Consider the following 14,957-nt stretch of genomic DNA (forward strand, 5'->3'; position numbering starts at 1 on the left):
GATGAAAAAAACATTACTGATTGCAGCCTGTTGCCTTGCCCAGTTGGCGGTTTTCGCCCAACCGAAGCAGGATAACCGCGCCGCACATACGAAAGTGGCGGATTTGCTGCAACAGCAACCTGCCAAAGATAAAGCCGCCCTCGAGGCTAACATGAAAGCCCTCGCTGAAATGGGCGAAGAAGGCGTACTCGGCATCGCTTCCATGATGGCCGCACCCGGCAAAGGCGATAACACAGCCGCCGAATATGCCCTCACCGGTTATGCCTTTTATGTAACACAGCCCGGAAAGGAAAGCCTGAAAGCAGCTGCTGTTAAATCTTATGTAAAAGCACTCGCCAAAGTGCAGGATAAAGAAGTAAAAGAATTCTTCATCCGCCGCCTCGAATCCATCGGTAACGATGATGCCGTGACTGCACTGGCACCTTACCTCGCCGACGAGCGCTTGTCTGCCATCACCGCACGTACCCTCGTGCAGATCAACAGCGCCGCTTCCCGCAAAGCGCTGCTCGATGCTATCGACAAAGCTCCCGGCCGTAACAAGCAAAGCCTCGTGCTCGCTATCGGCGACGCCCGTGTGCCTGAAGCCACCTCCATCCTGGTGCCTTTAGCTGCTTCTACCGACAAAATGCTGGCGAAGACAGCCCTGTACGCTCTTTCGTACATCGCTGCCCCCGGAGCCAAAGCAGTACTGGAAACTTCGGCTTCCCGTGCAGGTTATAAATATGATGTAACCAATGCAACCACTGCATACCTGGCTTACATCCAGCAGCTGGCCGCTACCGGTAAAACCGGAGAAGCCGTGCGCCTCGCACAAACCCTGCTGAACAATACCGCTAAAGATCCTTCCCAGATTCATGTGCGCACCGCCGCCCTGTCTCTCCTCGATCAGTTCAGCGGTGATGCCAGCCTGCCACTGCTTACCGCAGCAGCAGGTGATGCTAACGGTGAATACCGCGATGCCGCCCTCAAACTGGCCGGCAAACGCCTCAACACTGCAAGCATTGCAGCCTGGATTAAAACCCTCGCCAAAGCATCGCCCGCATCCAAAGCAGCCATCGCCGGCATGCTGGGAGACAATAAAGTAACTGCTGCACTGCCTGCTGTACAACGCCTCCTGGGTGACAAGAACCCCGAAGTACGCCTCGCTGCCATCACGGCAACAGGCCAGATCGGTGGTGCTCAGGCCGTACCTGCTCTCCTCGAAGTACTGTCTAAAGGCGGTGAGAAGGAAGTAGCAGCCGTACAGTCTGTCCTGAAAACCATCAAAGGCAATGAAGTAGCCACGCAATCCGCCGCCGCCCTCGCAGGTGTGCCCGCTAATGCTCAGGTTGCGCTCCTCGATGTGGTTGCCGGCCGTATGGCCGACGGCGCATTCGCCCAGGTGTTGCCCCTCACTAAATCCAGCAACGAATCCGTTCGCAAAGCTGCTTTCGCTTCCCTGAAAGATGTGGTGAGCCCTGCCAACCTGGCTGCGCTGCTGCAACTGCTGAACAGCGCCGGTAACGCACAGGATGTGAAAGGTATCCAGGAAGCCGTTGTGGCTGCCGCTGCCGGTTCCTCCAATGCATCCGCTGCCGTTATCGAAGGCATGAAAGCCGCTCCGGCTGATAAGCGCGACCGCTACCTCACCGTACTCGGTGGTATCGGCGGTGCTTCTTCCCTCCAGATGGTGAAAGAAGCATTCGACAAAGGAAATGCAGAACAGAAGAAGGCCGCAGTTAGCGCGCTCAGCGCCTGGAAAGACGCTTCCGCCATGCAGGCCCTGCTCGATATCGCACGTAAAGACGCCGGCTCACGCAGCGAAGCCCTCAAAGGCTACGTTCGCCTCGCTAAAGCAGAAACCCGTGCTGAGCAACGCCTCCTGTACCTCACCAACGCCATGGAGCTCACCAAAGAAGCCGGACTGAAAAAATCTATCCTGCAACAGGTTGAGCAATGCAAAACCTTCCCCGCCCTCATCTTCGCCGGCCAGTTCCTGGACGATGCAGATGCACAGCAGGAAGCTGCACAGGCTGTAATGAACATCGCCCTTGCTGATAAAAGCTACAACGGTGCTACCGTTCGCTCACTGCTGGATAAAACCTCTTCCGTACTGAAAGGCGGCGATGCCGGCTATCAGCGTGAGGCTATCCGTAAATATCTTTCCGAAATGCCTGCAGGCGAAGGTTTTGTATCCATGTTCAATGGTAAAGACCTCACCGGCTGGAAAGGCCTCGTGGCTGATCCTATCAAACGCGCCAAAATGCACCCCGATACCCTGAAAAAGAAACAGGCTGTTGCGGACGTTAAAATGCGTGAAGGCTGGAGCGTGAAAGACGGTGTGCTGTGGTTCAACGGTCATGGTGATAACCTCGCTACCACCAAAAAATATGGTGATATCGAAATGTTCGTAGACTGGAAGATCGAGCCGAGCGGTGACGCAGGCATCTACCTCCGCGGTACTCCCCAGGTGCAGATCTGGGACACTACCCGCCGCGATGTGGGTGCAGAAGTTGGTTCCGGCGGACTGTACAACAACACCAAGAATCCTTCCAAGCCCCTGGCACTGGCAGATAACGCTATCGGCGAATGGAACACCTTCCGGATTATCCAGAAAGGCGACCGTGTAACCGTATACCTGAATGGTGTGCTGGTGGTAGACAATGTGATCCTGGAAAACTACTGGGACCGCAAGCAGCCTATCTTTCCCGAAGAGCAGCTGGAACTGCAGGCCCATGGCACTAACGTTTACTACCGTAACATCTACGTTCGCGAATTTGAACGCCCGAAACCTTTCACCCTGAGCGATCAGGAAAAGAAAGAAGGCTACCAGATCCTGTTCGACGGTACCAATATGCACGAATGGACCGGTAACACGGTAAGCTACGTGATGGAAGATGGCAACATTGTTTGCCGTCCCGGTGGCCACGGTGGTGGTAACCTGTTCACCAAGAACGAGTATTCCGACTTCGTATACCGCTTTGAGTTTCAACTGACGCCCGGCGCCAATAACGGTCTGGGTATCCGTGCCCCCCTCGAGGGTGATGCCGCTTACGGCGGTATGGAACTGCAGATCCTGGATAACGATGCCGAAATCTACAAGAACCTCCAGGTATATCAGTACCATGGTTCCGTATACGGTGTAATCGCGGCTAAACGTGGTTTCCTGAAACCTGTTGGCGAATGGAACTACGAGCAGGTAACTGTAAAAGGTACCCGCATCACCGTGGAACTGAACGGCACCGTGATCCTCGACGGCGATATCGCTGATGCCCGTGATAACGGCAGCATCGATCACAAAGAGCATCCCGGCCTGAAAAGGACCTCCGGTCATATCGGGTTCCTGGGCCACGGTTCTGTGGTGAAGTTCCGCAATATCCGTATCAAGGATCTCAGCGGAGATGCCGGCAAAACCGAAAAGAAGAAAGCCGGTAAGAAATAATCTATTGCCTGCAAAGGCATAGCAGCATATGGGACCGCCTGAGAAGGCGGTCCTTTTTTTGTGTTATAATTCCACGGAAAGGAGAGGGCCCGGGGTGGTTTATCCACATTTTTGAGGGGAGAAGACAAGTTTATCCACGCCTGTAAACTTCTGTAGCGATGGCACGTTATAGGATATGTAAAAGCGAAACTTTACACGCTTACCCCTAAAAACGAACCTAAAATGAAAACGGTAACCTTCATTGGCGGAATAGCCGGAGTGATCCTTGCGGTTTTTGCCTACTTCGCGGAACTTAACAGCTGGGCCAGCCCGGAAGCAGCAATGGCGCTTGGCTTCGCGGGATATGTGCTCATTATCACGGCAATAGCCTACTTTTTACTGTCCTGGTTGTACCAGGGCTCCAGAGATATTGAGGTCCTGTAAAAAAAATAGACGCTCCAGGGCGTCTATTTTTTTAGTTTATGCTGGAAGGCTTTTTTGAATTTCTCCAGTTTAGGCTTCACTACGTAGTAACAATAGGGTTGTGAACCGTTTTCGTTATAGTAGTTCTGGTGATAGTTCTCCGCTTTGTAGAACGCTTTATAAGGCGATATCTCCGTCACAATAGGCTTGTCGTAAGCCTTTGATTCCTCCACCTTCTTCTTGTAAAATTCGGCTTCCTTTTGCTGTTCCGCGTCGTGGTAAAAAACGACGGAACGGTATTGGGTGCCTACGTCGTTGCCCTGGCGGTTGAGCTGGGTAGGGTCGTGGCTGAGGTAAAAGGCTTCCAGCAGCTCGGCATAGGTAATCTTAGCCGGGTCGTACGTGATCTGGACTACCTCGGCATGGCCGGTGTTGCCTGAACACACCTCTTCGTAAGTTGGGTTGGGCTTTTCACCGCCGGAATACCCGGATTCTACGGTCAATACACCTTCCAGCTGCTGAAACTGGGCTTCTGTACACCAGAAACAGCCGGTGCCGAAGGTGGCCTGTGCTGTTTTTTGATCTTTCGTAATAGTCATATCCCCTGGTTCTTGATGTTTATCAGCCGTTTGCCTGCCGCAGGATGCGAGGCTCGATCCCAGCAGCGTCAGTACAAAAAGGCTATTTTTCAGTAAGTTCATTTTGAAGTATTGTCTTCAAATTAACGATATCCGCGGCGCATTGGATCAACAAGTTAAGTAACTTTAACATTCTTTTGAGTAGCAACGGGTGATAAACCGCATTTGTCATTCGCTACCGGTTGTTGATCAATCACATTTCAGCATTTCGGGATCAAGGGCCAACTTTGCGGAACGAAAAAAGGAAAGGCTGCTTCTGGGCCGGCAGCCGTTATTTAAATTGACAGAAAAGTGAAATTATTTCCGGATTCGGCGCTCTATCAGCTCGAATTTGACAAAGTAAAAGCATTGCTGCAGGAGCATTGCAAGTCGGAATTAGGCAAATCAATGGCTACCGACCTGCGCCTGCATACGCATATCGATTTTGTAAAAACGGCGCTCCAACAGGCGCATGAATACAAACAGCTGGTGCTGTTGCAGCAGCATTTCCCCAATGATTTCGTGCTGAACCTGAAAAAGGAGCTGCGGCTCCTCGAAATTCAGGGAGCCGTGCTCAGCGGGGAACAATTCATGCTTATCCGCAAACTGGCGGAAAGTATGAGCAGTATCGTAAGGTTCTTTGACGCAGACAGGAAATCCACCTATGCTGCCTTATATAGCGTAATCGAGCATACCTACTACGAGAAGAAGATCGTGACGATGATCGATGATGTGCTCGACGAAACAGGGCAGGTGCTGGACAATGCCACGCCAGACCTGGCGAAGATCCGCATGTCGCTCTACCGGAAACGGACAGAGCTGCGCCGGGTGTTCGACCGTATATTATCAAAGCTCCAGAAACAGGGCTACCTGGCCGATATCGAGGAAAGTTTCCTCAACGGCAGAAGGGTAGTAGCCATATTCGCGGAGCAGAAGCGCATGGTGAAAGGGATACTTCATGGTGAGTCGGACACGCGGAAAACCGCTTTCCTCGAACCGGAAGAAACCATACAGCTCAACAACGAGGTGTTTTCGCTGGAAAGGGATGAGGAAAGGGAAGTTTACCGTATCCTCAAAACCCTTACGGCCGGCCTGGGCAGTCATCACGCACTGCTCAGCGGTTACCACGAGATCCTGGGTATATTCGACTTTATCAGGGCCAAAGCCCGCCTGGCGCTCGACATCAACGGGAATTACCCCATGCTCGTGCCCCATGCGCAGGTTCACCTGGTAGAAGCTTATCACCCCCTGCTGTTGCTGTACAACCGTAAACAGGGTAAGCCCACCATACCGGTGAACATGACGCTGGACAAGGATAACCATATCCTCGTTATCAGCGGTCCAAATGCGGGGGGTAAAACCGTGACACTCAAAACGGTAGGACTGATCCAGCTGATGCTGCAGGCAGGGCTCCTGGTGCCGGTGCACCCTACGAGCCAGCTGGGCATCTTCCGGCAGGTCATGATCCATATCGGTGACACCCAGAGCCTGGAGTTCGAGCTGTCTACCTACAGCTCCCATCTCCGGAACATGAAATATTTCATGGAAAATGCCAACGGGAGAACCCTCTTCTTCATCGATGAACTCGGCTCCGGCTCCGATCCCAACCTGGGAGGTGCTTTTGCAGAGGTGATCATGGAAGAACTGGCCCGCAAGCACGCTTTCGGCATCGTTACCACCCACTACCTCAACCTTAAGGTGATGGCCGGAAAGGTAAAAGGTATCGTAAATGCCGCCATGGGCTTCGACGAGGAAAAGCTTGCGCCCCTCTACAAGCTCATTATCGGCAAACCCGGCAGTTCTTATACATTCTCCATCGCCCAGCGTATCGGACTGGACCAGCAGCTCATCAACCGCGCCAGGAAACTGGTAGACGACGGGCACTTCAGGCTCGATAAGCTGCTTAATAAGGCGGAGCAGGACCTCCAGAAGGTGGAAAGCAAGGAGAGAGATTTGCATAAACTGCTGAAAGACAACGAGAAACTTAAGAAAGAATACGAAGTGCTGTCGGACAAGGAACGCAAGCAGCATGAATATACCCTTCAGAAGCTCCAGAACAAGATCCGGGAAGATGAGATTCAATATCTGAAAGACATGGAGCGTAAGCTCAAACAGATTGTGATAGAGTGGAAGCGGACCGACGATAAGCAGAAAGTAATCCGCCAGGCGGAAGAGCTGCTTTTCCATAAAAGGGCCAAAGCCGCTAACGATAAGATTCAGAAGAAGATCGATACCCGGTTCCAGGAAATCAAGGGAGATGTGAAGGTAGGCGACAGGGTGAAGATCCGGACCAACAACCAGGTGGGCAAAGTACTCGAATTGAGGTCTAAAGCCGCTGTGGTGCAGGTCGGGAATATACCCATACAGGTAAAGCTGTCTGACCTCGTACTGGTGCAGGAGCGCCAGCAGGTGGATTAGCCTTATCTTTGCCGTGGAATTATGCTTATTGAAAAAACCGTCAGCGCGGGAAACCCATAAAAATACTACCCATGCAACTGACAAAGTACAACCATATACCCCTTGTGAGCGTGCAGGACTCTCCCTATGCGGAAGAAGGGTCCCAGTTCATGATACATCTGGCTAACCTGAAGGAGATCGACTGGGAAGGAATTTCATCTCCCCACCGGCACGATGGTTACACAGTAGATCTGCTGCTGAAAGGGAGTGTAACGCAATATATTGATTTCGAGAAACATACCATACATGCACCTGCGCTGATTATGCTGGAGCCGGATCAGATCCACCAGCACGACAGGAGCGCCGATGCAGAAGTGCTTGCCATGTACTTCACCCGTGACTTTCTGATTACAGAAACCCTCGGTGTGTTAAGTTGCTGGCAATGCACGTTTAAAGACAGCATTCTGCACCTGGAAGATCATCAGATGCAGGAGCTGCTTTCGTTTGCACGGATCTTACTGCATGAATACCGGAGTGATAAGGTCCGGAAAGAAGCTATCATCCGTAATGTACTATCGGCCTTCATCATCGCCTGCGGCCGTATTGCACGGCCGGTAACGGAAGAATACCGGGCAGAGCATTACGGGGGCAATGCATTAGGTGTGCAGTTCAAGATACTGGTAGATGAGCATTTCCGGGACAAAGTGCAGGTGAATGAATATGCGGAAATGCTGCATGTAACACCCGGCCATCTCAACGATACGGTAAAAAATACCATCGGGCGGAGCGCCAAGCAGGTAATAGATGCCAAGCGGATCACGGAAGCCAAGCGGCTTTTGTTCTGGCAGAAGCATTCCGTTAAACAGATCGCGGGAGAGCTGAATTTCGACGATGACGCCTACTTTTCAAGGTTCTTTAAGAAGCATACGGGGCAAACACCAGCCTTGTTTCAGAAAAGCATCCGCGAAAAGTACAATTAATCCCGTGATATGGAACTAACAGGCAAATGTGACTTTTTATACTTTTGCATTGTCAATTGCAACGCATCAATTTCAACGACCATGAAAGTTAAATAACCTAACTGTAACAGTAATCCGATGACGCATGGACAGCAACTTGCGTCAAAACCCTGATTGTTACAGCACTACTGCGGCCCAGGCAGTAGCGTAGTCTTTCCTTTTTTCACACCATGTTTTGAATACAAGGCAATGTTATGCCCTTGTCTGTACTATGCATTTCCAGCAATGGAAAGCACATGGTAACGCATTCTAATTGATCTATAAAAACAACCGAAGTATGAAACCGTTAATGATTTCAGAGAAAAAATTTATGGCAGGAGCACTCGCCAGTATTGCCTCAGCCATGCTACTATATAGCTGCTCATCTCCCCAGGCTGGTGCCCCCCAGCAGGGTCCCCCGCAGTTGCCCGTGATGGTGGTTACATCGGCCCCGGCTACCACTTACCTGGAGTTTCCCGCTTCGCTGGAAGGAAAGGTGAATGTAGACGTGCGCCCGCAGGTATCCGGCTACCTCGAAAAAATATTTGTAGATGAAGGCGCTTATGTAAAAGCAGGGCAGCCTTTGTTTAAAATAGATCCGAAGGTATATGCCGAACAATTGAACAGCGCCACTTCTAACCAGCTTGCTGCGCAGGCTAACGTTGAAAAGATGCAGGTTGAAGTAGACCGCCTGACCCCTCTGGTTGCCAGCAACGTGATCTCTGATGTACAGTTGAAAACGGCGAAAGCAAACTATGAGGCAGCAAAAGCCGCTTTGGCCCAGTCCAGGGCAGCAGCAGGCAGCGCGCGGATCAATGTAGGCTATACCCTGGTTACCGCGCCGGTAAGCGGTTACATCGGAAGGATCCCCTATAAGGTGGGCGCCCTCGTAAGCAACGCCGATGCCCAGCCCCTTACGCTGCTTTCCGAAGTACGCGAAATGTACGCTTACTTTTCAATGAGCGAAGCGGACTTTATCACATTCAAGAACAACTTCCCCGGCAAAACGCTGGAAGAGAAACTGAAGAATGCACCTCCGGTTGAACTGATACTGGCAGATAACAGCACGTTCACTGAGAAAGGAAAAATGGGAATGATAGACGGGCAGTTCAATAAGACCACCGGCGCCATCACTTTCCGCGCCACTTTCTCCAACCCCGATGGCGTACTGCGTACGGGCAACACGGGCAAAGTAAGGTTTGCACAGGAAGTTCCCGCTGCTATCACCATTCCGCAGGAAGCTACGTTCGAGATCCAGGACAAAGTGCTGGTATACACCGTGGCAGACAGCAACAAAGTGGCCAGCAGGCCCATCAGGATTTCCGGAAAGACAGCCAACTTTTATTTTGTAAGCGACGGGTTGAAAGCAGGCGAGAAGATCGTGCTGTCCGGAACCGGCAATTTAAAGGACGGGGCAGTCATCGCACCGCAGCTGGTACCGGCAGACAGTGTGCTTAAATCAAAAACGTTGTAAGTAACAGGCCATACTTTACCTGTAAAGTATGACATGCAAGAATCAAATTTTACTTACGATCTAAAAGTGAATTTATCATGTTAAGATTATTTATATTAAGGCCGGTGCTTTCAACGGTAGTGTCCATAATCCTGCTATTATTGGGCATTATCTCCTACTTTGCCCTGCCTGTTACGTTGTTTCCCGACATCGCGCCGCCCAGTGTGACTGTGACGGCCGTCTACCCCGGCGCCAACGCTGAAGTAGTGGCCCGTTCCGTGGCCAACCCGATAGAGGAATCGGTGAACGGGGTGGAGAACATGACCTACATGACCTCCAACTCCAATAACGACGGAAGCATGATGTTGACCGTCTATTTCAAACAGGGAACCGATCCTGATATCGCTGCCGTAAACGTGCAGAACAGGGTGTCCAAAGCCACCAGCCAGTTACCCGCAGAAGTGGTGAGCGCGGGCATCAGCACGCAGAAGGTGCAGAACGGTTTCATCATGTTCATGGGGTTGTATAGCGAAAACCCTAAGGAATACGATGAAAAGTTTCTGCAAAACTATATCAAGATCAACCTGATCCCCCAGATCCAACGTGTACCCGGCGTAGCCCAGGCGCAGATCTTTGGCGCCAAGGACTATTCCATGCGTATCTGGCTGAAGCCCGATCGTCTTGCAGCGAATAACCTTGCCCCGCAGGATGTATTGAGCGCGATCAGGGATCAGAACATCGAATCGGCCCCGGGCCGTTTGGGCGAAAACAGCACGGAAACCTTTGAATTTGTATTGAAATACAAAGGCAAGCTGAGCCTGAATGAAGATTATGAGAATATTGTTATAAAAGCCAACAGCGATGGTTCCATGCTTCGTTTGAAAGACGTGGCCCGTATTGAATTCGGGGCGCTCAACTACGGAGCGAACAACCTGCTGGATGGCAAACCTGCGGCAGGTTTTGCTATTATTCAAACTGCCGGTTCCAACGCCAATGAGATCCTTGATAACATCGAGCATCTGCTGGTGGATTTTGAGGCCTCGCTTCCTACCGGCGTGAAGACGGTGGTGATGTACAACGCCAAGGACTTCCTGGACGCATCTATACACCAGGTTCGTGAAACGCTCATCATCGCATTTTTGCTGGTATTCCTCGTGGTATACATATTCCTGCAGGATTTCCGTTCTACGTTGATCCCTGCTATTGCAGTACCCGTGGCCATTTTAGGCACATTCTTCTTCCTGCAGCTATTTGGTTTCAGCATTAACCTGCTCACCCTGTTCGCCCTGGTACTGGCAATCGGTATCGTGGTGGATGATGCGATAGTCGTCGTGGAAGCGGTGCACGCCAAGATGGAACAAACGCGATGGCCCGCAAGAAAAGCTACCCTGAAGTCGATGGATGAAATATCAGGCGCGGTTATTTCCATTACCCTGGTGATGATGGCGGTATTTATACCCGTTGGTTTTATGGAGGGCCCTGCAGGTGTGTTCTACAGGCAGTTTGCATTTACGCTGGCGATCGCTATCATGATCTCCGCGATCAATGCATTGACCCTGAGCCCCGCGCTGTGCGCCTTGTTCTTAAAACCTGAACACGGCGAGCATGGCCAGAAAACGGGCTTTGGAAGCCGCTTCTTTAATGCCTTCAACGCCGGTTTCCGTTCCATGACGAACCGGTATATCAAGAGCCTTAATTTCCTGATCAAGCGGAAGGCGATTGCCATCGGTCTGCTGGTGATCGTAGCCATCGCATCTTTTATACTGGTAAAGAAGACACCGACAGGATTTATTCCTACGGAAGATCAGGGCTTCGTATTATATGCGCTGAACACGCCTCCGGGCAGCTCACTGGACAGAACGCATAAGTCTACGTCAAAAATAGACGAAAAACTTCGCCAGTTCCCGTCTGTGAAACACACCTGGACGGTGGACGGTTTTAACTTTATCAGCAATGCCGCCGCATCTCCTTATGCCGCAGGGTTTGTACGTCTGAAAGACAAAGGTGAAAGGGGGGACGTAGATAACATCGACCAGATCACCGGTATGATGTACGGACCTGCAAGCGAACTGAAAGATGCAGGTGCCTTCTTCTTCAACTTCCCTACGGTTCAGGGTTTTGGTAACGTGAGCGGTTTTGAGTTCATGCTGCAGGATAAACAGGGGCGTCCGCTGGACCAGCTGGGTAACAACGCCTGGGCCTTTATCGGCGCATTGATGCAAAGACCGGAAATTGGCGCGGCCTTCACCACCTTCTCCGCGGGTAACCCCCAGTATAAGGTAGAAGTGGATAATTTCAAGGCCAAACAATTAGGCGTATCCGTTACCGATCTGATGCAGACCATGCAGATATATTACGGTAGCAGCTATGTTTCTGACTTTAACCGTTTCGGAAAATACTACCGTGTTGTAGCGCAGGCCGATGTGCCTTACCGTACCGACATTCACTCGCTTGATGGTATTTACGTGAAGAACAGCCTGGGCGAGATGGTACCGGTAAAATCAATGGTGTCGCTCAAGCGTGTGTACGGTCCTGAAACAGTGACCCGCAACAACATGTTCAATTCCGTTACTATCAACGGTACGCCCAAGCCGGGTTACAGTACTGGTGATGCGATCAAAGCCATTGAGGAGACAGCTAAAACGGCGTTGCCGCAGGGATATGGTTACGAATGGACAGGTGCGACCCGCGAAGAGATCTCCGCCGGCGACCAGCAGATCTACATCTTCCTGCTCAGCATCCTGTTCGTATACTTCCTGCTGGCAGCTCAATACGAAAGTTATGTATTGCCGCTAGCAATTATCCTGACTATCCCAACAGGTATCCTGGGTGTATTTGCCTTCATCGGTTTTGCCGGTCTGGACAATAACATCTACGTACAGATTGGTATGATCATGTTGATAGGTTTGCTTGCGAAGAACGCCATCCTGATAGTAGAATTTGCACTGCAGCGGCGGCGCAACGGCATGGGATTGCTAGAATCGGCGCTGGCCGGGGCAAGAGCCAGGCTGCGTCCCATCCTGATGACTTCATTCGCCTTTATCGTAGGTCTGATACCCCTGGTATTTGTGTCCAAAGGTTCCGCGGTTGGTAACCATTCAATTGGTTATAGCGCCATCGGCGGTATGTTGACCGGTGTGATCCTGGGTGTATTTATCATTCCTGTGCTGTATGTGATATTCCAGTTCTTACAGGAAAAAATAACCGGCCGCCCCGGCTTAAGAGTTTATGAAGAGGAGATGGAAATGGAAGAAGCAACCGTATAAGTAAAATCAAGGCAATTATGACGCAATATTCAAAATACTTAATAGCTATACTCACGGCAGCTTCGTTTGCCGCCTGCAAAGTCGGGAAAGACTTTCAGCGGCCCGAAGTGGCCTTACCGGCGCAGTTCGGTAATACGGCTGCGGCAGACAGTTCCGTTGGAGCGGCCCCCTGGAAGCAGTTCTTCCCCGATCCGGCTCTGCAGGAGCTCATCGGCGGTGCGCTCAAGAGTAACTTCGACCTTCAGCTGGCACTGAAAAGGATAGAAGCGGCCTCGGCCTACGTTAAACAGGCAAAAGCAGCCATGCTGCCCTCGGTTAGCGCCAATGCTACCGCCAATACTTCGTTCCCTTCAGAGAACAGCCTGAACGGGCTCAGCCTCAAAAACTTCCTGAAAACGGACCATATTGAGGACTTCACCCTCGGCCTGGGTATTTCCTGGGAAATAGACATCTGGGGCAAAATCCGCCGTCAGAAGGAAGCTGCACTGGCATCCTACCTTCAGACGTACGAAGGCGCCCGTGCCGTGCAGACAGGCATCGTTGCCAACGTAGCCAACAGCTACTTTAACCTCCTGATGCTGGATGCACAGCTTGATATCGCCAAACGCAACGCTTCTCTCAGCGATACTATCGTTCAGATGATCCGTATGCAGAAAACCGCCGGTGAGGTAACCGAACTGGCCGTTCAGCAGGCTGTAGCGCAAAAGCTGCAGGCAGAACAACTGATCCCCCAGCTGGAACAGGCTGCCACCATCCAGGAAAATGCTATCCGCATCCTGATGGGCCAGCTGCCTGGTACTGTAGCCCGCACGGCCTCACTCGACGGATATCAGGTATGGGATAGTTTACAGACTGGCATACCCGCAAAGGTAATCGCCAACAGGCCTGATGTAAAAGCCTCAGAAATGGGCCTTAAAGCAGCCAATGCGACCGTTGGGGCTGCACAGGGTGCCATGTATCCCGCCCTGAGCCTTACGGCCAATGGGGGGCTTAATGCCTATAAGATCGGGGAATGGTTCAACGGGAACTCCATATTCGGGACAGTAGCCGGCAACATTGTTCAGCCCATCTTTAACCAGCGCAGGCTGCGTACCCAGCTGGAAATAGCTCAGAACGACCGTGATCAGGCAGCTATCCGCTTCCGCCAGTCGGTTACGGTAGCTGTGGGTGAGGTAACCGATGCGTTGGTACAGCTGGATAAACTGCAGCAACAGCAGGCTATCTCAGGTACCCGCCTCGAAACTACCCGGCAGGCAGTAAATAACGCCCGCCTGCTGTTCCGCAGTGGTTTGGCTAACTACCTCGAAGTCATCAACGCCCAGGGCACCAGCCTGCAGGCGGAACTGACGCAGGCAGATATTAAACGTCAACGCCTTACCGCCATGGTGTCCCTTTACAGGTCGCTCGGCGGAGGCTACCAATAGAAGGCGCCACCGACGACAGGTGATAGTTGTTTTATTCAAATCAACAGACAGGTTGGAAGGAAGTAATGCACAAAAACAACTGTCATCTGTCCGCGGTTATCGCTCTTCATGAACATCAGGTTGTACCGGTAGGAGAAATCCTGCCGGTTTTTTTATGCCTATATGCCAAAGCGCGTGGCTAATGCAGCGGCGTTATTGCTATGCTGTTCATATACAATTATTTAGATGCGTTCTGCCCCTTTTAGAAACTCCCTTAAATAAATCTCGTCTGCCCTTCATCTGCCGTTCGTCTGCCCCTTCTGCTACTTTCAATACGGTATCATTAAGGTGTACCTACTAAGCCAATTCGGAGGCCGGGCATCCATCACCAGCATGCTCAACGAAGCAGAGCGCCTCAATCACATCACCCGAAGCCTGCTACAGCTGGCGCAAACAGGCTTCGATGGCAAAAAGCAGCATTGGGAAATCATCCGGACAGACGAGCTGCTCTTCGCTGTCAAGCAAATGACGGATAAGCTCAGTCCGGGTAACCACGTATCCATCGACTACAGCCTGTTCCCGGAAGAGGAAGAGAAAATGAATATCAAAGGCAACTTCCAGCTGCTGGAACTGGCCATCACCAACATCGTTACCAACGCCATCAAATATTCCAGCAACCAGCCGGTATCACTGGCACTGGCGGCTACGGATACGCGGAATATCGTGATCGTAAAGGATCTTGGTATTGGCATCCCTGAGCAGGACCTGCCTTACATCTTTTCCCCGTTTTTCCGGGCCAGCAATACCAGCCGATTCGAAGGCTATGGTATAGGGCTGCCGCTGACAAATACCATCATCCGCATGCATAAGGGCGAGATCATCGTGGAAAGCCGGATGAATGAAGGCACGGAAATCAGGGTAGTATTACCTTCTGCACAATAGGGCTGATAGTGTGTGTCCCGGGTGGCGGCTACCTTTCATCAAAAGATATTTCACTTAC

The 14,957-nt window shown here is 51.5% G+C and carries 9 protein-coding genes; 8 read left to right on the forward strand and 1 reads right to left on the reverse strand.

Translation table 11 applies throughout. From position 1 onward, the window contains the following. Position 1 precedes the first annotated feature (1 nt). Both DEV76_RS15790 and DEV76_RS15795 read left to right on the forward strand, forming a co-directional pair. Entirely contained in the window at positions 2-3,421 is a 3,420-nt protein-coding gene (locus tag DEV76_RS15790; RefSeq protein ID WP_109699033.1) for a DUF1080 domain-containing protein, read from the forward strand. Between the two features lie 222 nt (positions 3,422-3,643). After that, positions 3,644-3,844 carry a hypothetical protein gene (locus DEV76_RS15795; RefSeq protein WP_109698879.1) on the forward strand — a complete coding sequence of 67 codons (201 nt, stop codon included), beginning with the start codon at positions 3,644-3,646 and terminating at the stop codon, positions 3,842-3,844. A 23-nt stretch (positions 3,845-3,867) separates the two neighbouring features. Here DEV76_RS15795 and msrA read toward each other — a convergent pair whose 3' ends face one another. Beyond that, positions 3,868-4,422, reverse strand: a complete 555-nt coding sequence (gene msrA, locus DEV76_RS15800) for a peptide-methionine (S)-S-oxide reductase MsrA (RefSeq protein ID WP_109699034.1) — start codon at positions 4,420-4,422, stop codon at positions 3,868-3,870. A gap of 330 nt (positions 4,423-4,752) precedes the next feature. On the opposite strand from msrA, the gene DEV76_RS15805 reads away from it, so the two are divergent. The 6 genes from DEV76_RS15805 to DEV76_RS15830 all read left to right on the forward strand — a co-directional run bounded on the left by DEV76_RS15805 (position 4,753) and on the right by DEV76_RS15830 (position 14,899). Continuing rightward, the gene (locus DEV76_RS15805) at positions 4,753-6,858 is read left to right on the forward strand and encodes an endonuclease MutS2 (protein WP_109698880.1); all 2,106 of its coding nucleotides are present in this window, start codon (positions 4,753-4,755) and stop codon (positions 6,856-6,858) included. A 71-nt stretch (positions 6,859-6,929) separates the two neighbouring features. After that, a complete protein-coding gene (locus DEV76_RS15810) occupies positions 6,930-7,817 on the forward strand; it encodes a helix-turn-helix domain-containing protein (RefSeq protein WP_109698881.1) in 888 nt (295 codons plus the stop codon). Positions 7,818-8,133: 316 nt separating this feature from the next. Further along, a complete protein-coding gene (locus DEV76_RS15815) occupies positions 8,134-9,309 on the forward strand; it encodes an efflux RND transporter periplasmic adaptor subunit (protein WP_232826963.1) in 1,176 nt (391 codons plus the stop codon). A gap of 77 nt (positions 9,310-9,386) precedes the next feature. After that, a complete protein-coding gene (locus tag DEV76_RS15820; protein ID WP_109698883.1) occupies positions 9,387-12,554 on the forward strand; it encodes an efflux RND transporter permease subunit in 3,168 nt (1,055 codons plus the stop codon). A gap of 17 nt (positions 12,555-12,571) precedes the next feature. Then, the gene (locus tag DEV76_RS15825; protein WP_109698884.1) at positions 12,572-13,978 is read left to right on the forward strand and encodes an efflux transporter outer membrane subunit; all 1,407 of its coding nucleotides are present in this window, start codon (positions 12,572-12,574) and stop codon (positions 13,976-13,978) included. 327 nt (positions 13,979-14,305) lie between these two features. Next, positions 14,306-14,899: a sensor histidine kinase gene (locus DEV76_RS15830; RefSeq protein ID WP_157962923.1), complete on the forward strand. Its 594-nt coding sequence runs from the start codon at positions 14,306-14,308 to the stop codon at positions 14,897-14,899. Positions 14,900-14,957 lie beyond the last annotated feature (58 nt).

Origin of the sequence: Chitinophaga deserti (genome assembly GCF_003149455.1) — a bacterium.
GTDB classification, from domain to species: Bacteria; Bacteroidota; Bacteroidia; order Chitinophagales; family Chitinophagaceae; genus Chitinophaga; species Chitinophaga deserti.